General features: G+C 58.4%; 19 protein-coding genes and 1 other RNA gene. 5 read left to right on the forward strand and 15 right to left on the reverse strand.

The annotated features are described in order from the left end of the window. Positions 1–95: 95 nt before the first annotated feature. The 8 genes from fis to ACSSVV_RS15005 form a co-directional block, all read right to left on the reverse strand. The gene (gene fis, locus ACSSVV_RS14970) at positions 96–413 is read right to left on the reverse strand and encodes a DNA-binding transcriptional regulator Fis (protein WP_011786861.1); all 318 of its coding nucleotides are present in this window, start codon (positions 411–413) and stop codon (positions 96–98) included. Then, positions 410–1,408, reverse strand: a complete 999-nt coding sequence (dusB, locus tag ACSSVV_RS14975) for a tRNA dihydrouridine synthase DusB (RefSeq protein ID WP_011786860.1) — start codon at positions 1,406–1,408, stop codon at positions 410–412. Before dusB ends, fis begins: the two co-directional genes overlap by 4 nt. A gap of 208 nt (positions 1,409–1,616) precedes the next feature. Beyond that, the gene (locus tag ACSSVV_RS14980) at positions 1,617–2,882 is read right to left on the reverse strand and encodes a DUF3426 domain-containing protein (protein WP_011786859.1); all 1,266 of its coding nucleotides are present in this window, start codon (positions 2,880–2,882) and stop codon (positions 1,617–1,619) included. Between the two features lie 73 nt (positions 2,883–2,955). Beyond that, on the reverse strand, positions 2,956–3,852 hold the full coding sequence (prmA, locus tag ACSSVV_RS14985; protein WP_011786858.1) for a 50S ribosomal protein L11 methyltransferase: 897 nt from the start codon (positions 3,850–3,852) through the stop codon (positions 2,956–2,958). Between the two features lie 2 nt (positions 3,853–3,854). Further along, positions 3,855–5,195, reverse strand: coding sequence for an acetyl-CoA carboxylase biotin carboxylase subunit (accC, locus tag ACSSVV_RS14990; RefSeq protein ID WP_227499547.1), 1,341 nt, complete (start codon positions 5,193–5,195; stop codon positions 3,855–3,857). 24 nt (positions 5,196–5,219) lie between these two features. Then, positions 5,220–5,687 carry an acetyl-CoA carboxylase biotin carboxyl carrier protein gene (gene accB / locus ACSSVV_RS14995; RefSeq protein ID WP_011786856.1) on the reverse strand — a complete coding sequence of 156 codons (468 nt, stop codon included), beginning with the start codon at positions 5,685–5,687 and terminating at the stop codon, positions 5,220–5,222. A gap of 26 nt (positions 5,688–5,713) precedes the next feature. Then, positions 5,714–6,154 carry a type II 3-dehydroquinate dehydratase gene (gene aroQ / locus ACSSVV_RS15000; RefSeq protein ID WP_011786855.1) on the reverse strand — a complete coding sequence of 147 codons (441 nt, stop codon included), beginning with the start codon at positions 6,152–6,154 and terminating at the stop codon, positions 5,714–5,716. 255 nt (positions 6,155–6,409) lie between these two features. Next, positions 6,410–8,029, reverse strand: coding sequence for a diguanylate cyclase (locus tag ACSSVV_RS15005; RefSeq protein WP_011786854.1), 1,620 nt, complete (start codon positions 8,027–8,029; stop codon positions 6,410–6,412). A gap of 213 nt (positions 8,030–8,242) precedes the next feature. Between ACSSVV_RS15005 and ACSSVV_RS15010 the strand changes: the two genes are divergently transcribed. Next, on the forward strand, positions 8,243–10,234 hold the full coding sequence (locus ACSSVV_RS15010; protein ID WP_022993095.1) for a bifunctional diguanylate cyclase/phosphodiesterase: 1,992 nt from the start codon (positions 8,243–8,245) through the stop codon (positions 10,232–10,234). 22 nt (positions 10,235–10,256) lie between these two features. Beyond that, complete coding sequence (locus ACSSVV_RS15015; protein WP_011786852.1) at positions 10,257–11,309, forward strand: DUF2333 family protein; 1,053 nt, start codon at positions 10,257–10,259, stop codon at positions 11,307–11,309. Between the two features lie 87 nt (positions 11,310–11,396). Here the strand turns inward: ACSSVV_RS15015 and ppa are convergent, their stop codons facing one another. From ppa to rpiA, 3 genes are all read right to left on the reverse strand, one after another. Further along, positions 11,397–11,924, reverse strand: a complete 528-nt coding sequence (gene ppa / locus ACSSVV_RS15020) for an inorganic diphosphatase (RefSeq protein WP_014422707.1) — start codon at positions 11,922–11,924, stop codon at positions 11,397–11,399. 97 nt (positions 11,925–12,021) lie between these two features. Next, positions 12,022–13,161: an acyl-CoA dehydrogenase family protein gene (locus tag ACSSVV_RS15025; protein WP_022993094.1), complete on the reverse strand. Its 1,140-nt coding sequence runs from the start codon at positions 13,159–13,161 to the stop codon at positions 12,022–12,024. A 146-nt stretch (positions 13,162–13,307) separates the two neighbouring features. Continuing rightward, positions 13,308–13,985 carry a ribose-5-phosphate isomerase RpiA gene (rpiA, locus tag ACSSVV_RS15030; RefSeq protein WP_011786849.1) on the reverse strand — a complete coding sequence of 226 codons (678 nt, stop codon included), beginning with the start codon at positions 13,983–13,985 and terminating at the stop codon, positions 13,308–13,310. Between the two features lie 134 nt (positions 13,986–14,119). Here rpiA and ilvA point away from each other — a divergent pair, with 134 nt between their 5' ends. Beyond that, positions 14,120–15,655 carry a threonine ammonia-lyase, biosynthetic gene (gene ilvA, locus ACSSVV_RS15035; protein WP_022993093.1) on the forward strand — a complete coding sequence of 512 codons (1,536 nt, stop codon included), beginning with the start codon at positions 14,120–14,122 and terminating at the stop codon, positions 15,653–15,655. 150 nt (positions 15,656–15,805) lie between these two features. Beyond that, positions 15,806–15,970: a hypothetical protein gene (locus ACSSVV_RS15040; RefSeq protein ID WP_022993092.1), complete on the forward strand. Its 165-nt coding sequence runs from the start codon at positions 15,806–15,808 to the stop codon at positions 15,968–15,970. On the opposite strand, the gene ACSSVV_RS15045 is transcribed toward ACSSVV_RS15040, so the two are convergent. Continuing rightward, the gene (locus ACSSVV_RS15045) at positions 15,952–16,587 is read right to left on the reverse strand and encodes a 5-formyltetrahydrofolate cyclo-ligase (RefSeq protein ID WP_022993091.1); all 636 of its coding nucleotides are present in this window, start codon (positions 16,585–16,587) and stop codon (positions 15,952–15,954) included. The two genes, ACSSVV_RS15040 and ACSSVV_RS15045, sit on opposite strands and share 19 nt — an antisense overlap. 118 nt (positions 16,588–16,705) lie before the next feature. Here ACSSVV_RS15045 and ACSSVV_RS15050 point away from each other — a divergent pair, with 118 nt between their 5' ends. Next, a complete protein-coding gene (locus ACSSVV_RS15050; RefSeq protein ID WP_454106478.1) occupies positions 16,706–18,490 on the forward strand; it encodes a hypothetical protein in 1,785 nt (594 codons plus the stop codon). Positions 18,491–18,497: 7 nt separating this feature from the next. Here ACSSVV_RS15050 and ssrS read toward each other — a convergent pair. The 3 genes from ssrS to ACSSVV_RS15065 form a co-directional block, all read right to left on the reverse strand. After that, positions 18,498–18,678, reverse strand: a non-coding RNA gene (gene ssrS / locus ACSSVV_RS15055) — 6S RNA. A 61-nt stretch (positions 18,679–18,739) separates the two neighbouring features. Further along, positions 18,740–19,036 carry a cell division protein ZapA gene (locus ACSSVV_RS15060; RefSeq protein ID WP_011786846.1) on the reverse strand — a complete coding sequence of 99 codons (297 nt, stop codon included), beginning with the start codon at positions 19,034–19,036 and terminating at the stop codon, positions 18,740–18,742. Beyond that, positions 19,036–19,242, reverse strand: coding sequence for a TIGR02449 family protein (locus ACSSVV_RS15065; protein WP_011786845.1), 207 nt, complete (start codon positions 19,240–19,242; stop codon positions 19,036–19,038). The genes ACSSVV_RS15060 and ACSSVV_RS15065 overlap by 1 nt, the downstream gene beginning before the upstream one ends. Positions 19,243–19,349 lie beyond the last annotated feature (107 nt).

Consider the following 19,349-nt stretch of genomic DNA (forward strand, 5'->3'; position numbering starts at 1 on the left):
TCTTCGCTGGTCAGATAAGCCGGATTGTAAGCCTGGGTGCAAATAACAAGGGCCTCGCGAACGCATCCGGGAGGCCCTTGTGGGGTCAGGTCTGATTATAGCAGACCGTATTGCTTGAGTTTCTTGCGCAGGGTGCCGCGATTCAGCCCGAGCATGGTGGAGGCTTTGGTCTGGTTGTTGCGGGTGTATTTCATCACCTGCTCCAGCAGCGGGGCTTCCACTTCTGACAGTACCAGTTGGTACACGTCGGTAACCGGCGCGCCATCGAGTTGCTCAAAGTAGTTCTTCAGGGCAACTTCTACGCTGTCACGCAGAGTGACGCTGTTGCCGCTGTGGTTTACCGTGTGCAACTGATGCAGATCATCGTTGGCCGGGGTGCTTAGGGATTGATTTGCCAAAGTCTCAGCGGTCATGCTGCGAATACCTCTCCATTTCGTAAGCCTGCAAAATACTGTGCGATGCTGTCTTTCTGCTCCAGCGCATCATCGATGGCGTTGAAGCGTTGTCGGAACTGTTTGCTGTCATCATGGGACTGCAGATACCAGCCCACGTGTTTTCTGGCGATACGCACGCCCATCAATTCGCCGTAGAAACGGTGCAGTTCTTCCAGGTGCCCGGCCAGAATCCGCTCCACTTCATCCATGGGCGGTTGTGGCAGGTGCTCTCCGGTTTCCAGATAATGAAGAATCTCCCGGAAAATCCAGGGCCGGCCCTGGGCACCCCGGCCAATCAGCAAGCCGTCGGCACCGGTATGGCTGAGTACCTGCCGGGCCTTCTCCGGCGTGGTAATGTCGCCGTTGGCGAACACCGGAATGCCAACGCTGGCCTTGACCTCTGCGATGGTGTCGTACTCCGCGTCGCCGTTGTATTTGTCTGCGCGGGTACGGCCGTGTACGGCCAGAGCCTGAATGCCGGCATCTTCCGCCATCCTGGCGATGACCGGAGCATTGCGGTTGTCTCTGTCCCAGCCGGTTCGCATTTTCAGGGTCACCGGCACATCTACCGCCTTCACCACGGCTTCCAGAATTTCCCGCACCAGCTTCTCATCTTTCATCAGGGCCGAACCGGCGGCCTTGTTGCAGACTTTCTTGGCCGGACATCCCATGTTGATGTCGATGATCTGAGCACCGAATTCAGCGTTTTGCCGGGCGGCGTCGGCCAGCATCTCGGGGTCGCCGCCGGCGATCTGGACCGATCTGGGTTCCGGTTCGCCTTCGTGATTCAGGCGAGTCCGGGATTTACGCGTATGCCAGAGCTTGCTGTCCGCTATGACCATTTCCGATACCGCCAGCCCGGCCCCCATTCGTCGGCATAAAAGCCGGAAAGGGCGATCGGTTACACCGGCCATGGGTGCAACAATCAGCGGGTTGGGCAGGGTGTACGGCCCGATTTTTGCCGTTGGCAGCATGATCTGAGTCCGTGTCACAGCGGGTTAAGCAAAATTCGGCTGGAGCGGTTGTTCAATTTCTGACCGCTCCGGTCTCCGAAGGGCGGTAATGATACCGCCGGGGGCAAGCTGATTGAAGGGGCGAAAGCGTTAAAAAATTGATTATTTTTCGCGCTTTCTGGTTGACTTTTGCGCTGTCAACTGTCGGCTCGAAGGCTATTGATTCGCATCAAGGCGCCCAGGGACGAAAGCTCAGGTTGTAGTTGACGGCATCCCGTCCTGGGTCGCGTATCCGGATGGCGATCCGCACCGGCGTCTCTACCGGCATGCTGGCAAGTTCTGCGGCCTCACCGGCCAGGTACTCTTCTGGCGTAAAGGTGCTTTGGGCCACCACATCGCCATTGAGGTTGGAGAAGGTCAGAGCTATCGCCGGGAACGGCTGCTCAAAGCCGGCGCGGTTGAGAATCACGGCATCGACAATGAGTTGATCCCGGTTCTCCGGGTCGGTACGAACCACCAGTTTACGGCTTTGGATAGCCTCGACATTCACCAGCGGCTTGAGTTCGCATCCGGCAATCTCGCAGCCCTTCTCGTAGAACGGTCGGAGCTGGGGGATGGCAGAAAGCCGGTCAAACTGGTACCAGGTAACCTGGGCAATCAGTACGCCCAACAGGGACAGCACCGCCAGTGCCCAGAATACGGTTCTGAGCCGGCCTCCGCCGTTACCGACGGATACAGGATCCCGTCGCAGGTCATGGTAGAGGGTGTCTGGCGCCGCTTGCTCGCGGGTACGGCTGACAATCGGGTCGCCCACGCGATCGTCATCCGCCAGGCTGAGGTCCGTGATATCCGGTTCCGTGGACGGCTCCGCTGAAGTGGCCTCCTTGGCGGGTAGGGTTGTTTCATCGGACTCGCTGTCATCACGGCGAAGCGGCTCAGGCCGTGTTTCGGCAGCAGGGGGCGTCTGAAGCGATGCCTGTTCCGGTTCGGGCTGCGGCTGGGCAGGACGCTGAGGCTTCGCTGATTCTGGCTGAGCCGATGGCTTGGCGGGCTCGTCGTCGTTGAGCATGGCCTCGGCCCAGCTCTCGTCGATATTCTGGTTTTCCGGCGTCAGGTCGTCGTCGCTGAAACCGGATTCCTCGGGCTCGTCGAAATTGCGGAAGCTGTCGCTGAGCTCATCATCTGAGAACGTTAGTTTGCTGCCGGCATAGCGGCCTTCGGTGGCATCTTCCTCGGGGTTGTCCGCAAAGATCAGTTCCTCTTCATCGTCGAACCGGCTGGGCTTTGCTGCTTCGGTTTCAGGAGCGGATTTCGAGGGTGGCTGGCTGGTCCCGGCTTTATCCTTGCCGGAGACCACCTGATGTTCGACCGCATTGAAAATCTTCATGCAGTTCCCGCAGCGTACCTTGCCCCTGGCGACGCTCAGCTGTTCATCTGTTACCCGGAAACGGGTCTCGCAGTTGGGGCATTGGGTCTGCAGGCTGCTCTGGGTCATGCTTCGTTCCTGAAAGCTCGATCTCTGGTCGATCACTACGATGGAGGCAGTTTAGACATAAACGCCTGTGTCGTCATCCGTCCTTGCGCCGTCCTGTGAGGCGTATCCAGTCTTCCTTCTGTTCCGGCTCGTCCATGACGAACCACGGCTCGTAGGCATCCATCACCTCCCGCGCCTGGTTGAACAGAATGCCCGACAGTACCAGATGGCCTCCGGGCCTGGTCAGCTCGGCCAGCCTTGGCGCCAGGCCAATCAGTGGCTGCGCCAGGATGTTGGCGAGCATGATGTCGGCCCGGGTGTCGGGATCCTGTCCGGGCAGGTAGAGGTCCAGGCGGCTGTCTTCCACGCCGTTCCGGCGGGCGTTGTCGCGGCTGGCTTCCAGGGCTTGCGGGTCGGTATCCACACCAACCACGTGGTCGGCACCCAGCAGCAGCGCGGCCAGGCCCAGAATGCCGGAACCACAGCCGTAGTCGGTTACCTGCTTGCCGGCGACATCCTGGCCGTCGAGCCACTCCAGGCACAGGGCGGTAGTGGGGTGGGTGCCGGTGCCAAAGGCGAGGCCCGGGTCCAGCAGCAGGTTGGCGGCGTCCGGGTCTGGCGCTTCGTGCCAGCTGGGCACAATCCACAGGCGCTCACCGAACTGCAGCGGGTGGAAGTCGTCCATCCAGGCCCGCTCCCAGTCCTTGTCTTCCACCAGGGTAACGTCAATATCGGCCAAAGACTGCTGGGTCTGCTGGTGCCAGGCGTCGCGAATGTCTGCCAGTAACTGTTCGATATTGCGGTCAGACTGGAACAGGCCGGTCACTGTGGTCTGGCTCCAGAGGGGGGTGGTGCCCGGGTCGGGCTCGTACAGCGGCTGGTCGGCGGCGTCTTCCATGGAAACGGCATCGGCGCCCATTTCCATTAACAGATCTTCCAGCTGATCCGCGGTGTCCGGATCAGCTGGAATCTGGAGTTGTATCCAGGGCATGGTTAATCCCGCATCAGTTTCTCGAGGTAGTGGATGGTGAAGTCTACCTGTTTAAAGCCACCATCGCGTACCAGTTTTCGATGCAGGGGTTGGTTGGTCTTGATGCCCTCGACCAGCATTTCGTCCAGCGCGTTCTTCATGCGCCGGCGGGCAATCTCCCGGTCGTCGCCCCAGGTGATCAGTTTGGCCACCAGGGAATCGTAGTACGGCGGTACGGTGTAGCCGCTGTACAGATGGGAATCCACACGGATGCCGTTGCCGCCGGGAGCGTGGAAATGGCTGATCTTGCCAGGGCTGGGCACAAAGGTTTTCGGGTCTTCGGCGTTGATCCGGCATTCAATGGCATGGCCGGAAATGTGGATCTGGTCCTGGCTGTATTGCAGTGGAAGACCGCTGGCAATACGCAGCTGCTCGCGCACAATGTCCACACCAGTGACCATCTCCGAGACTGGATGCTCAACCTGTACCCGCGTGTTCATTTCAATGAAGTAGAACTCGCCGTCCTGATACAGGAATTCGAAGGTGCCGGCGCCGACGTAGCCGATTTCCTTGCAGGCATCCACGCACGCCTTGAGCGTTCGCTCGCGGGATTCCTGGTTGATGTTCGGTGCCGGTGCTTCTTCAATGACCTTCTGGTTGCGGCGCTGCATGGAGCAGTCCCGGTCACCCAGATGGATGACGTTGCCGTGCATGTCGGCCAGCACCTGGACTTCCACGTGGCGTGGGGTTTCCAGGAACTTCTCCAGATACACGGTGGGATCGCCGAAGGCATTCTTGGCTTCGCTCTGGGTGATCTGTACTGCTTTCAGCAGGGCGGCTTCAGAGTGCACCACCTGCATGCCTCGGCCACCACCACCAGAGGCCGCCTTGATCATCACCGGGTAGCCAATCTGTTTCGCCAGCTTGAGGGTGCGTTCGTCGTCGTCCGTCAGCGGGCCGTCGGAGCCGGGAACGGTGGGTACGCCGGCCTTCTTCATGGCTTCGATGGCGGACACCTTGTTACCCATCAGGCGGATGGTCTCTGCCCGGGGGCCGATAAAGCGGAAGCCGCTCTTCTCGACCTGCTCGGCAAAATCGGCATTCTCGGCCAGGAAACCGTAACCCGGGTGAATGCCCACGGAATCGGTCACTTCAGCGGCGCTGATGATGGTCGGGATATTGAGGTAGCTGTCTGTGGCACTGTTCGGGCCAATGCAGACAGATTCGTCGGCAAGGCGAACGTGCATCAGGTCGCGGTCTACCTGGGAATGTACCGCCACCGTTTTGATGCCCAGCTCCTTGCACGCACGGAGAATACGCAGGGCGATTTCACCGCGGTTTGCGATCAGAACTTTTTCTAACATGGCCATGGTTAGCAATCACCGAATTCAGGAAATGACGACCAGGGGCTGGTCAAACTCAACCGGCTGGCCATTCTCGACCAGGATTTCGGTAACGGTACCGGCCTTGTCGGCTTCGATCTGGTTCATCATCTTCATGGCTTCAACGATGCAGATCACGTCGCCCACGTTAACTTTCTGGCCCACTTCAACAAAGGAGCTGGCGGTGGGGGACGGCGCACGGTAGAAGGTACCAACCATCGGGGATTTCACGGCGTGGCCGGAGGGCGCTGCCGGGGCTGAGGATTCCGCAGCCGGGGCGGCTTCAGCCGCAGGTGCCGGAGCTGGGGCAGCCTGGGGGGCCGGTGCCGCGTAATGGCTAACGTAATGTCCACCGGCGGCGGGTTCGCGACGGCGGGAAATGCGAACCGAGTCGTCGCCTTCCTGGATCTCCAGCTCTTCGACGTCTGATTCCTCAAGGAGCTCAATGAGTTTCTTGATTTTGCGAATATCCATAACTGTTCCAGTCCCGTTTCTGTGTTCTATCGGTGAATTCGTTGCAGGGCCGCCTTCAGGGCGAGATCGTAGCCCTGGCTGCCCAGCCCGCAGATAACGCCTTCAGCGATATCTGAAAAATAGGAGTGATGGCGGAAAGGTTCCCGCGCATGCACGTTTGAAAGATGCACTTCGATAAAGGGGATGCCCGACGCCAGCATGGCATCCCGAAGGGCCACGCTGGTGTGGGTGAAGGCGGCGGGGTTGATGATGATGAAATCCACCCCTTCAGCCCTGGCTTCATGCACTCTTTCTATCAATTCGTATTCCGCGTTTGATTGCAGGTGTAGCAGATGATGGCCTTTCTCAGCCGCCTTGCTGCGCAGGCGGTCGTCTATATCGGCCAGGGTCTCGTGGCCATAGACCTCGGGCTCTCGGGTGCCGAGCATATTGAGGTTCGGGCCGTGGAGCACAAGAATGGTCGACATGGTTCTGTCTGCCTTGATGAATTTTGAACAGGATCGCCGAAGATAACGGCACGTTACCCCAATGGTGCGTGCTTGTTATCCCCAGATCAACACTTTTTGACAATCCTGCCGGTTGTCCATTGCTCTGAAAAGGTTACACAGCAACCTGCTGTCACGCGATGACATTTCGTTGATGACAATCATTGTTGATCATGGCGGTGAATGTCGGTATTCGACATTGGTTTCATGGGCCGGGCGATTGCCCGGCCCGGAAGGTCAGGTCTCGGCCAGGGTCACGCAGTTGCGGCCGTGCTCCTTGGACGTATACAGGGCGCGGTCTGCGCGCTCGCACAGGGCCTGGGCGGTTTCACCCTGCCAGTCGGCAATACCGCAACTGAAGGTGACATTGAATTCCCGGTCGCCGGCCTGCTGGGTCAGCTCGGAGAAGCGCTCACGAATTTCGTTGAGGACATTGCGGGCATCGCCCGGGCGGGTGTTCGGCAGGATGATGGCGAACTCTTCTCCACCGTAGCGGCCAATATGATCGGTCTTGCGCAGACGTTGCTTCAGGAACATGGACAGGCTGCGCAGAATCCGGTCGCCAATCGGGTGGCCAAAGGTGTCGTTTACCTTCTTGAAGAAGTCGATATCGATCATGGCAAAGCACATGGGCTGATCTTTCTGGCGCGCACGCACGATTTCCTGCTCCAGCAGGTGCAGGGTGTGGGTGTGATTAAACAGGCCGGTCAGGCTGTCGCGGATCATCAGTGCCAGCAGTGAGCGGGCCCGCCGACCCCGGTTGTGCAGGGTCGCAATCAGGTGCTTGGGATCGATGGGCTTGGTCAGGAAGTCGTCACCGCCCAGGCTCATGGCGTGCAGCTGTTTGCTGACGTCCTCTTCCGCCGACAGGTAAATAATGGGAACACTGTGAAAGCGATCCTGCTGGCGGATGACGCGGGCTATCTCCATGCCGGTGCAGCCGGGCATGTACATGTCCAGAATGATGATCTCCGGTGAGAACTCCTCCAGGGCATGAATAATCTGCATCGGGTCGGTGATGATGTGGGCGGTCATGCCGGCCTTTTTCAGCACCGTTTCCATGTATTTGGCCTGGGCCCGGGAATCGTCCAGGACCAGAACCTTGTAGGGCTCGACAGTGTTGCCGTGGGTATAGGTTTCGATCTTTTCTATCAGTTGGCCGGGGTCCACCGCCGGGTAGAAGAACTCCTCCCCGCCGCAGCGTGAGGCCCGTAACCGGGTTTCAATGCTTCCGTCCTCGTCGCTGACGAAAATGATGGGAATCGGCGTGTCGTGTTGTTCTTGCAGCTGTTCAACGGTGGCTATGCCGGCATTATCTTTATCTTTGCCGCTGAAGTTCACGTCCATCAGGATGGTTTCCGGTTTACTGAGCGCACAAGCCTCAATCAGGTCTGCCGACGCATTAAAGGCGGAAGCGCGAAAGCCGAAGAATTCCAGTTGCCGGATCAGTCGCGAGGCCATCTCTTCGTTCGACAGGGCGATATAAACCGGCGTTCGACGATACTGCTGGGGCGCGCTGGAGGTGTCCTGGTCGGTGCGACGCTGGGTGGATAGGCGCAGATTCTCGGTGGCATCTTCCAGTGCCTTGGCTTTGGCATCGTCCAGGGGGGTGTCCTGATGCCAGTCGGTCAACAGGGACAGGATCAATTCGCCGGCAGCCGCGTGGCTGTCCATTTCGAAACGCCGGGCATAACGAACGAGTTTGTCGGCTGCGGCAGTCAGATCGTCCCGGTGGGCCGGCGCCTGACTGCGGTCTTCGCGGATTTTCTGCCAGGTATCAAGCACCACCCGGGCCTGGGTGGTGACACGGCGGGCGAAATGCTGCCTGAGTTTCTCTTTCTGGCTTTCGTCGTTCATGGTGCTCCGGCCTGTCTGTCCAATTGTTGATCGCGATATCCGTCTGCGCGAATTTTTGCCATTTATGAGTTATACAGAGGCTTTATGGTCCTTGTGTAGAGTCTATAGTGTTTAATGTTGTGGGCGTAGGTTGCGCTATGTAAATGTTTGTCAACTCTGCGGCCCGGGTCACAGCTAACCTGATACTCGTTTCTCTGATGGAGCCCCGATGTGATGGCAGGGATGCTCGACAACTTTCCTACCCGCAGGCAGCGAGGGGAGATTACCTTGCAGACCCTGCTGTTGCTGTTCGCCGGCACTCTGCTGACACTGACCCTGGTAGTCGCGTTCGTGACCAGTTATGGCTATTTTCGGGACTATGTTGCCGATCAGCTGGCGGCTCATGCCCGCGATGGAGCCACTGCAACCGGGCTTTCGCTGTCCAATGCCATTGACGGCGCTGACCCGATCGCCTCGGCGTCCCTGATCGATGCGGTGTTCGACAGTGGCCGCTATCTGGCGGTTGAGTACCTGGGGCACGATGGCGAGGTGATTGCCGGTCGGCGCATGCCATTGCAGGCTAATCGTGCACCGGAGTGGTTTGTCTCCCTGGCTGCGTTGCCCTTGCCAGAGGCGGAAGCGGAGGTGGTCAGGGGCTGGAGCCGGTTGGGTAAGGTGCGGGTGGTGAGTCATCCCGGGCGGGCCTACGACGACCTCTGGCATATTTCCCTGGGGCTACTGCTATCCGCCCTGGTGATCGCCACTGGTGGCTTGCTGGGGCTGTTTCTGTTACTCCGGAGGACTTTGAGGCCCCTGAAAGAGGTCGAGGCCCAGGCCCGGGCCCTTGGCCAGCGGGATTTCCGGAAGCGAGTGAGTATTCGCTCCACCCGGGAGTTGAACCGGGTGACAGAGGCTATGAACCAGATGGCGGATGACCTGGGTCAGTTGTTTGAGGGGCAGGGCAAGCTTATCCAGCACTTGCGGCGCGTGAACAATGAAGATCCGGTGACGGGGCTGGCGAGCCGCAGCGCCTTTGACCAACGCATGAAGGTGGAAGTGGAATCGGAAGAGAAGTCGGCGCCTGGCGTTCTGATCATGCTGCAGCTGGCCTATTTTGCAGATTATAACCTGGCCTATGGCCGGGACGAGGGGGACCGGTTGTTGCGCCAGGTGGCCGGTGGCATCCGGGCGTTTGTCGCCCGACATGCCGAATCCTTTGCCGGGCGCAGAACCGGTGCAGAATTTGCGGTGTTTGTGCCCGGTGCCTCCGCAGCGGACGTGCGAATCTGGGCCGAGCAGCTGGTGCGGGAGCTGGATGGAATCTACTCGGACCTCTCCGCCCCGATGGACGCTCATGTTCATGCTGGCCTGGCGGTGGCCAGACCCGGTGATGGCATCAGGGTCTTGTTGGCCGCCGCCGATGAAGCTCTCAGGGCAGCCCAGCAAAGGGGGGACTCCTGCAGCCTGCTGCTACCCGATCCCGGTGTTGAGAGCCATCACAATATGGAGACCTGGCGCACGATCATTACCCAGGCGATTCGGGAAGATAAGCTGTCTCTCTGGCTCCAGCCCATGGTGCATGGTGAAAGGCAGACACTGGTCCATTATCAGGTGTTCTCCCGTATTGAGTCTGCAGAAGGGCCGCTGAAAGCCGGTTTGTTTGTACCGATGGCCGAGCGATTGGGGCTGGTGAGCGATATCGACCGTATGCTGCTTACCCGGGCGCTGGAGTGTCTTGAACGCCACCCGGAGCGGCGGCTGGCGGTATCACTGGGTAGTAGTTCGATCGCGTCTGATAGCTTCCGTGACGATCTGCTGACCATGGTTGCCAAGGCCGGGCGCACAGCCGGGCGCTTGTGGGTTGGCATTGCCGAAGTAACCATTCAGCATCACCGCAAAGCCGTCAGCTCTCTGATAAGAGAGTTGTCGCGGCTTGGTGTACCGGTGCTGGTTGACCGGTTCGGAGTGGGCGGGGTGCCGTTCAGTTATCTTAAACGGCTGCCGTTCAGGGCCGTCCGGATTGATCACAGCTTCATCCACAACCTGGATCGTCATGATGAAAACCAGTTCTGGCTGGAGTCGGTTGTCGGTATTGCCCACAGTCGGGGGGTAAAGGTGTACGCTACGGGAGTAGAAACCGCGGCGGAATACTCGGTACTCTGTAGGCTGGGTATTGACGGCGCCATGGGCTACCATCTTGGCAGACCATTTGCCGCAGACACGTAATCAACAGGAGATCAGGAGTCTTATGCCTGGCAAGATCAGACAGTACTTCAGGGACAAGAAAGACGATGTGCAGGATTACACCGGCGGTAGCGGTGTTATTGGCAAGTTGGTGGTTGCCTTGCTGGTGGTGTACCTGCTGATTGCGATGGTTCTGGGTATCTACTGGAGCAGTGAGCCAGATACCTTTTCTGTACGTGATCACACCCGTACGCTGGCAAGCACCATGGATAGGGAGCCGGTGACCGGTTTTGCCACCACCGCCACCATGATCCGCATTGCCGAGACATTGCTGGATAAGCCCGGCGGTTATATTTCCAACGACATCGCGCCTCCCGGTCTTTGGATGGACAATATGCCGAACTGGGAATATGGCGTGCTCGTGCAGTTGCGGGATCTTTCCCGGGCGATGCGCAAGGATATCAGCCGTTCCCAGAGCCAGTCGGCGGAAGACCCGGACCTGACCATTGCCGAACCCCAGTTCCACTTCGACAGTGAAAGCTGGGCCATTCCATCGACCGAGAACGAGTACCGGCGTGGCATCAATGCGCTCAAGCGCTATTTGAATCGCCTGTCTGATCCGGCCCAGGCGGACGCCCAGTTTTTTGCCCGGGCGGATAACCTGAACAACTGGCTGGCGGATCTGGAAACCCGGCTGGGCAGCTTGTCCCGTACGCTCAGCGAGAGCGTGGGCAAGGCGTCGGTGTCGGATGCCGTGGCTAATCTGAATCCGGATGATCCTCTGGCGGAAGAGACCGGTGGCGAGGATGTCAAAACCTCGTGGACCAAAATTGATGATGTCTTTTACGAGGCGCGAGGCAGTGCCTGGGCGTTGCTGCATATTTTCCGGGCGGTGGAAGTGGACTTCCGGAAGGTGTTGCAGGACAAGAACGCCATGGCGAGCGTAAAGCAGATCATTATCGAACTGGAGGGCACCCAGGCTTCCATGTGGAGTCCGGTGATTCTCAATGGCAGTGGTTTCGGTGTGCTGGCCAACCATTCGTTGACCATGGCGGCTTATCTGTCACGGGCGAATGCTGCGATCAGTGATATGCGGGACCTGTTGTCGCGGGGCTGATAAGCGCCGTTGTCTGAGCTTTGGCTCAGGCACAAAAAAGCCGGGCAGTCGTTAGACTTGCCCGGCTTTTTTATGTTCGAAGCGTGATCAGCCCTTGTAGGCGTTGATGGCGTCTTCGATAGCTTTCTTGGCGGCTGCAGCGTTGTCCCAGCCCTGCACTTTCACCCACTTGCCGGGCTCCAGAGTCTTGTAGTTCTCGAAGAAGTGACGGATCTGATCACGCAGCAGTTCCGGCAGGTCTTCGATTTCACGAACGTTGTGGTAGGTCTGGGTCAGCTTGTCGTGGGGCACGGCCACCAGTTTGGCATCACCACCGGCTTCGTCTTCCATGTTCAGTACGCCTACCGGGCGGCAACGAATGACCGAACCAGCCTGCACCGGGTAAGGGGTGACCACCAGGACGTCCAGTGGGTCGCCGTCGTCGGCCAGGGTGTGGGGGATGAAGCCGTAGTTGGCCGGGTAGAACATCGGAGTGGCCATGAAACGGTCAACCAGCAGGGCGCCCATGTCCTTGTCCAGTTCGTACTTGACCGGAGAGCTGTTGGCCGGGATTTCGATGGCAACGTAGATGTCTTCTGGCGGGTTCTTGCCAGCGGGGATGTTGTCGAATTGCATGTGCGATCCTTCCTGGTACGTTAGGGTTCGTTTAACTGCGTTTAAAAAGTGGGCGCAATTATACGGAAGTCTCTTGCCATTCGAAACTAAACCTTGGTCACAGCCTGATCTGTTTGGCAATCAGCTCCTTCATGATTTCCGTGGTGCCGCCGCCAATGGACAGAATCTTGGCATCCCGGTACAGCCGATCCACCACCGACTCCCGCATATACCCCATACCACCAAACAGCTGCACCGCCTCGCGGGTGACTTTTTCGCACACGTCCACGGCGAAGTTCTTGGCCATAGCCACCTGTTTAATGGGGTTTTTGCCGGCCTGCATCAGTGCGGCACAGCGGTAGGTGTATTCCCGGGCGATGTCGATCTGGGTGGCCATGTCAACGAGTTTGTGGCGGGTGACCTGAAAGCCGGCAACGGGGCGGCCGAAGGCCTGGCGTTGTCTGGTGTAATCCAGAGCGGCTTCGTAGGCGATCTGGGCGGTCATGTAGGCCATGATGGACAGGCTCAGGCGTTCAGCCAGGAAGTTGCTCATGATGGCGATAAAACCGGCGTTTTCGGCGCCGATCAGGCGGTCGGCCGGTACCCGGCAGTCCTCGAAGAAGAGTTCTGCGGTGTCGCTGGCCCACCAGCCCATTTTCCGGAGTTTGTTGCCGGTGGTGAAACCTGGTGTGCCTTTGTCGATCAGCAACAGGCTGATGCCGCCGTGGCCTTCGCCCCCGGTGCGCACGGCGACGGTGTAATGGTCGGCGCGGATACCGCTGGTGATGAAGGTTTTGCTACCGTTGACGATGTAGTGGTCGCCGTCTTTTACGGCACGGGTTTTCAGGTTGGCGACGTCGGAGCCGCCACCGGGTTCGGTCACGGCCAGGGCCGCGATTTTGTCGCCGCGCAGGACGGGCGGCACGATCTGTTCCCGAATGTCTTGTTTGGCCCACTTGGCCACCGGCGGCAGGCCGATATCCAGGGAACCGATACTGGCCACGAAGCCGCCAGAGGTGGATCGCATCAGTTCCTCGGAAACTGCGACTTTCATAAAAATATCGCCTTCACCGATGCCGCCCAGAGTTTCAGGGAAGCCGATGCCAAGGAGTCCGGCGTCGCCGGCGAGTTTATAGATTTCACGGGGGAATTCACCGGCCTCTTCCCAGTCGTCAATATGGGGCCGGACGTGGGTCTCGATGAATTTCCGGGCGGTTTGGCGCACCTGTTCATGGGTTTCGTTGAAGTAGTCAGACACGGATTGGCTCCCTGTGTTCTTGTTTTGCGATGAGGTGAGTGTCGCGCAATCCTGGCTACCAAGCAAGCGCTTGGTTTGGGTTTGTTCAGGCAATAAAAAAGCTGGCCCGAATGGCCAGCTTGTCAGGCGGAGTGCCTTACAGGGGGTTATGCACCGCGGGCAATGCTTTTCACCCCGTCACGGGTGCCGAGTAGCAGCAGGTCGGCCGGGCGGCGGGCGAACAGTCCGTTGGTGACCACGCCGACAATGTTATTGAGCTTTTCTTCCACCACCAGCGGGCGGGAGATATCCATGTTGTGGATGTCGATGATGATGTTGCCGTTGTCGGTGACAAAACCATCCCGGTAAACCGGATCGCCCCCGAGTTTTACGATCTCGCGGCCGACATGGCTGCGGGCCATGGGGATAACTTCCACGGGCAGCGGGAATTCTCCCAGGATGCCTACTTGCTTGGACTCATCGGCGATGCAGATAAAGGTCTTGGCGACGGCGGCCACAATCTTTTCCCGGGTCAGGGCACCGCCACCGCCTTTGATCAGCTCCAGGCTCTCGTTGGTTTCGTCGGCACCGTCGACGTAAAACTCGATTTCGTTGACGGCGTTGAGGTCGTATACCGGGATGCCGTGCTTTTTCAGTCGTTCGGCGGTTGCCTCGGAGCTTGCGACGGCGCCGTCGAAGTCGTTGCGGTATTCCGCCAGATAGTCGATGAAAAAGTTGGCGGTGCTGCCGGTGCCCACCCCGACAATGCTGCTCGGTTCCAGGTGAGGGGCGATGTGATCCACTGCAGCTTTGGCAACGGCTTGTTTCAGTTCGTCCTGGGTCATGGGGGGCTCCCGGAGGTTTGCGTTGAATTTGGGCACTATTATACGCCTGCAGCAACTCTGCTTATAGACGGCAAGCGTGCAAACTTTCTACACTGTGGGTTTTTCCTGATCACTCACCAGCAACCGGAACCATCATGCCGCAACGCTATATCAAGAAGATACTCGATGCGCGCGTCTACGACGTGGCCATCGAAACACCCCTGACTGAAGCCCGTAGTCTTTCCAAGCGCTTTGGCAACAATATTATGCTCAAGCGTGAAGACCTTCAGCCGGTGTTTTCCTTCAAGATTCGCGGCGCCTACAACCGGATTGCTCAGCTGTCGGAAGAACAAAAGGCCAAGGGAGTTATCTGCGCCTCCGCTGGCAATCATGCCCAGGGCGTGGCTCTGGCCGCCAAGAAGCTGGGCATCAAAGCCGTTATCGTGATGCCGCAGACGACGCCGGAGATCAAGGTACGCTCAGTTCGCGACCACGGTGCCAGAGTGGTTCTCAAGGGGGATGCTTTTGACGAGGCTGCGGCCCACGCCCAGGAGCTGATCCAGAAACACGGGTACACCTACATCCCGCCCTACGACGACCCGGACGTTATCGCCGGTCAGGGTACCGTGGCCATGGAGATCATGTGGCAGTTCAGCAAGCCGATTCACGCCATCTTTATCTGTGTTGGCGGCGGCGGGCTGATTGCCGGCATGGCCGCTTACATCAAGTACCTGCGCCCGGAAATCAAAGTGATCGGTGTGGAGCCGGAAGACTCCAACTGCCTGCAGGCGGCGATGAAGGCCGGTGAGCGTGTGGTGCTGGATGAGGTGGGCATCTTCGCCGATGGCGTGGCGGTCAAACAGATCGGTAAGTATCCCTGGGAAATCTGCAAGGATCACGTAGATGAAGTGATCACAGTGTCCACGGATGAGATCTGTGCGGCCATCAAGGATGTGTTTGAAGATACTCGTTCCATTGCCGAACCGGCAGGCGCTCTGGGTGTAGCGGGTATCAAGAAGTACATCGCGAGGGAAAAGATCGAGGATGAAAACCTGATTGCCACCCTCAGTGGTGCCAACATGAACTTCGACCGACTGCGCTATGTGTCCGAGCGCACCGAAGTGGGAGAGAAGCGCGAGGCGATTCTGGCGGTAACGATCCCGGAGAAGCCGGGCGCGTTCAAAACGTTCATTAATGCGCTGCACAAGCGTAGCATCACCGAGTTTAATTACCGCTATGCGGATGCTCAGAACGCCACCATTTTCGTGGGAATCCAGATTGCCGCTGGCGGACATGGCCGGGAAGAACTGGTGCAGGATCTTCGGGAAAGTGGGTACTCGGTGGTCGACCTTACCGACAGCGACCTGGCCAAGCAGCATATTCGCCATATGGTCGGGGGCCATGCACCGACGATTACCAATGAAAAGGTGTTCCAGTTTGAATTTCCCGAGCGCCCGGGAGCTTTGCTGAAGTTCCTGATGTCGCTGGGAACGCGCTGGAATATTTCCATGTTCCACTACCGCAATCATGGTGCGGCCTACAGCAGGGTGCTATTGGGCGCGCAGGTTGAGGACAATGAGGTGGCGGACTTTGAGGGCATGCTCGACAAGGTCGGTTTTCGTTATGAAAACATGACTGACAACGGGGCCTATCGGCTGTTTTTGGGAGCAGGCAACGGGCGTTCCACCTGAGGGTGGAACGTTACAACTCTTACATAACGGTAATCTGTCAAAAATTGTAAAAATCAAGTTACGTGTTAGTCTTTCGTCTAATTCTGCGAATCAGTAATAGTTGTCTGATTTTCCTGCCAATTGAATGAAAGAATAACGGGAATCCAAGAAATGGGGAGCAAGCCTGACATCATTCGTGCCATTGTGCTCATCTTTGCTGTCGGCCTTGTGATTACGGGTTTTACGTCCATTCAGGCGTCTGAGGACAAGCGTGCCGACCGCGAAGCATCTGCAGTAGGTTATGTTCTGTCTGCCAATCAGGGCCTGAAACGGTAACAACGCTTATCCGTTACCACACCGTGTAAAGGCACATCCCAGGGCTCAACCGGCAACTGCTCCACGCGCTGAAAATCGTGGGCCAGGCCAACCAGTTTTGGTGCCATGCAGGGCCTGATCCGGCTGAACGCGAAGGTTCGGTCGTAGAAGCCGCCGCCCATACCCAGTCGCCCTCCGGTTTCGTCAAACCCCACCAATGGAAACAGCACCGCATCCAGTGCCCAGGCCGGCTTGCGTCTTGAACGCGGGAACGGGGGTTCTGGAATGCCGAAGCGGTTTGCCGTCAGTTGCACTCCATCATAATAGGGGCTGAAAACCAGCTTGCCCGGGTAGATCGGGTGCAGAATGGGCAGGTAGAACCGGATGCCTTTTTTGCGAGCCAGATCAATATACAGGGACGGGTCAATTTCGCCGTCGTTGGCCAGGTAGATGCCAATGTGGCGTGCCCGGTGCAGGTCGGGGTGCCTCAGCAGGTTAAGGGCGAGACGTTCGGAAGCTTGCCGCTGTTCTTCAAACGACAGGCTTCTCCGTTTCTGGCGAAGAGTTTGGCGGAGCTGGCGGCGTGAGGCCCGATCATTGCCGGCGTCAAACGTCCTTGCTTGATGATGCGGATTCAAGATGGCGATTACCTGCTGCTGCGTCGTGAATTCGGCCTATGTTGTATCACATCAATAACGCCCCGTTAAAATTCTGCTAGTCTGCAGTCCGTTGTTTTTTCAGAGGCTGTATTCTGCCATGGATTTCCCCCGATACGCTCGCCTGTTGCTTCCTGCGGTTTTGATTGTTGCTTTGTCTGGTTGCGCGACCGGATCCCCCGAGGTTTACCAGGTGGGTGTTCGTGCGTTGGCTTCTGCTGAATATTCCGGTGCCCGCCACCATCTCCAGAGTTACCTTGACGGTGAGACCGAGAGTTATGAAAGCAGTCGGGCGCGCTATGAACTGGCTCGCTTGACGTATCTTGGCCTGGGCGGGCCAGCGGATGAGCGGGCAGCTGCCGATTTGCTGGAGCGAGAGCTTCAGAAACCGTTTTCGGTCTACGAGCGCGAAGCGCGGCATTTGTTGGCCGAGATCTATCGGCGAGGGCAGGCAGAGAACCGTGATGTGTCCAGGTCGTTAGTGCTTCTCCGTGCGGCGGACTATCCGCGAGCCTTGATTGATCTCGCGATGATCTATTGGTCCGGGGAGCTGGTCGAGCAGGATCGCAAACAGGCGGTGGCACTGATCCCCGAAATCGGTGAGCTAGATAATGCTTCGAATCTGTTTCATCACCGGGCTCTGGCTGAATACTGCGGCCCCGACACCCGGGACAGGGTACCTGCCTGGGCCTGTCTGGATGAGGAAGGCGAGTTTATTCTCCAGAGTGCAGACGAGGTATGGCGCGCAAGTCGTCCGGACACCGATGCAGGCACCATGCGCTACCTGGCTACATTGTATCCGGCCCTGGTGGATCCCAGTGCGCAACGCCGGGTAGCGTGGTACCGGTATGCCGGAGATAAAGGCAGCGCCCGCGCTCAGTACATGATGGCCCAAATATACGGAGCGCCAGATTCACCTTGGTTTAACCCTGCCGAAGCAGAGCAATGGCTGCAACGGTCGGCCGATCAGAACTACCCGAAAGCATTACTGGCCCGAGGTGTGGTACTGGCTCGCGGACAGCAGCGTTCCGAGGCTGATTATCTTGAGGCGCTGGATCAACTGGAGCGTGCGGCCGACCTGGGCGAGAAAGAGGCGAATCTCTGGCTGGCTCACCTGTATCTGAATCCCGCAGAGGGGCGCTCGAAGCGGGTCGGTCTGGCCGTTGCGCGTCTCGAACAGACAGAACGGGAAGACGATCGGGCCAAGCACTTGCTGGCTGATATCTATCTCTCGAGCCTGCCTGGTATGGCCGAAGAACAGCATCGCCGAGCCTTGGAACTGTTGGAAGGCATGGCTTACCGGGATGCGGAGGCGGCCTACAAACTTGGTGCGATCTACAGTCAGGGGCTGGCCAGTATTCCCCCCAGTCTGGTGGATGCTGTAGGTTGGTTGAGGCGCGCCGCTGATAAGGGCCACCTGCCCGCACAACTGCTTTTGGCGCGAGAGTTGTGGCAGGACGGCCGGGATGAGAGCGCTGCGAAAGCTCGCGAGCGGTTTGTGCTTATGCCGGTTGCCGATGTGCCGGAAAACCTGCGTCAAGCTGTCTCCAATGCGCGCTATCGACAGGCAATGTATTACGCCGGTCAGGCCGAGGTTCATACAGAAGAAATTCGAAAGCTTCTGGAGATGGCGGCGGAGGAGGAGAACATGGCCGCTCTGGCGTACCTCGGGCTGATGTACTACCGGGGTGACCGGGTTGCCGCGGACGATGAGCTGGCCTATCAGTACCTGGAACGCTGGGATTCGCTCTACCAGCAACGAAAGGATCAGGCCAAGTCGGACGACTCAGTGTGGTCTGGACTGTTGTTCGATGAGCGGTTCGGTAACCAGGAGGTTCAGGACGCTCTGCTGCACTTGAGATTCAGGAAGTCGCAATCGCAGTAACGGTGAAAACCTTCCCGGGCTGCCGTTATCGGATGTAGCCCTTGAACCCAGAAGTTCAAGGTCGGTGGCCGCTGTGACATATTAGGCTTTCCCCCTTGGGGGACATGCTCACAATGCCCTGAAGTAGCCACCTGGGTAATGCGCATCGGCTCGAGGACGTACCCGACCAGCGAACAGCCCAGGAAGTTGGTTCCATTATACGGGCAGGGCCGGGGAGGATTGCAACCCCGTTTCCGGATTCTTTCCGGATCAGTTGCCCGAAGGCTCTCCCAGTGCTTCATCAAGCCGGTTATCCATGGCACGCAGGATGCTGCTGGTGGCGTCCGACATGGTGTCGCGCTCCAGCAGTTCATGGGTGATGTTCAGGGCGGCCATTACGGCAATGCGCTCGGTACCGAATACCTTGCCGCTGGAGCGGATTTCACGCATTTTGGTGTCCAGATGCCGGGCCGCACGCAGCAGGGCTTCCTGCTCTTCCTGCGGACAGGCCACCAGGTATTCCTTGTCGAGAATCCTGACTTCCACGGTGGTTGGGGTCTGTGACATCAGTGGTGCTCCAGTGCCCGAAGACGGCCGATCATGGCTTCAATCTTGTTTTTGGCAAGATCGTTTTTGTGCATTAGCTGGGCCCGTTCCCGGTTCCAGTCGTCCTGCAGCTCCCTTAGCAGGGCGTTGTCTTTCTCCAGCTTGTCGCAGCGCTCGATCAGCTTGTCCAGCTTGTCCGCTAATGCCTGTACTTCGGACTGTTCCATGACCTGCCCAACATCGGTGATTTTGATGAGAGTTACTATAAGTGCGCGCGCCAGACCGGTCAATTTACCGCATTGTCATGGCGTGCCCGCCGTGAGGCCTGTCACCT

The sequence above is a fragment of the Marinobacter sp. MBR-105 genome (assembly GCF_053628895.1).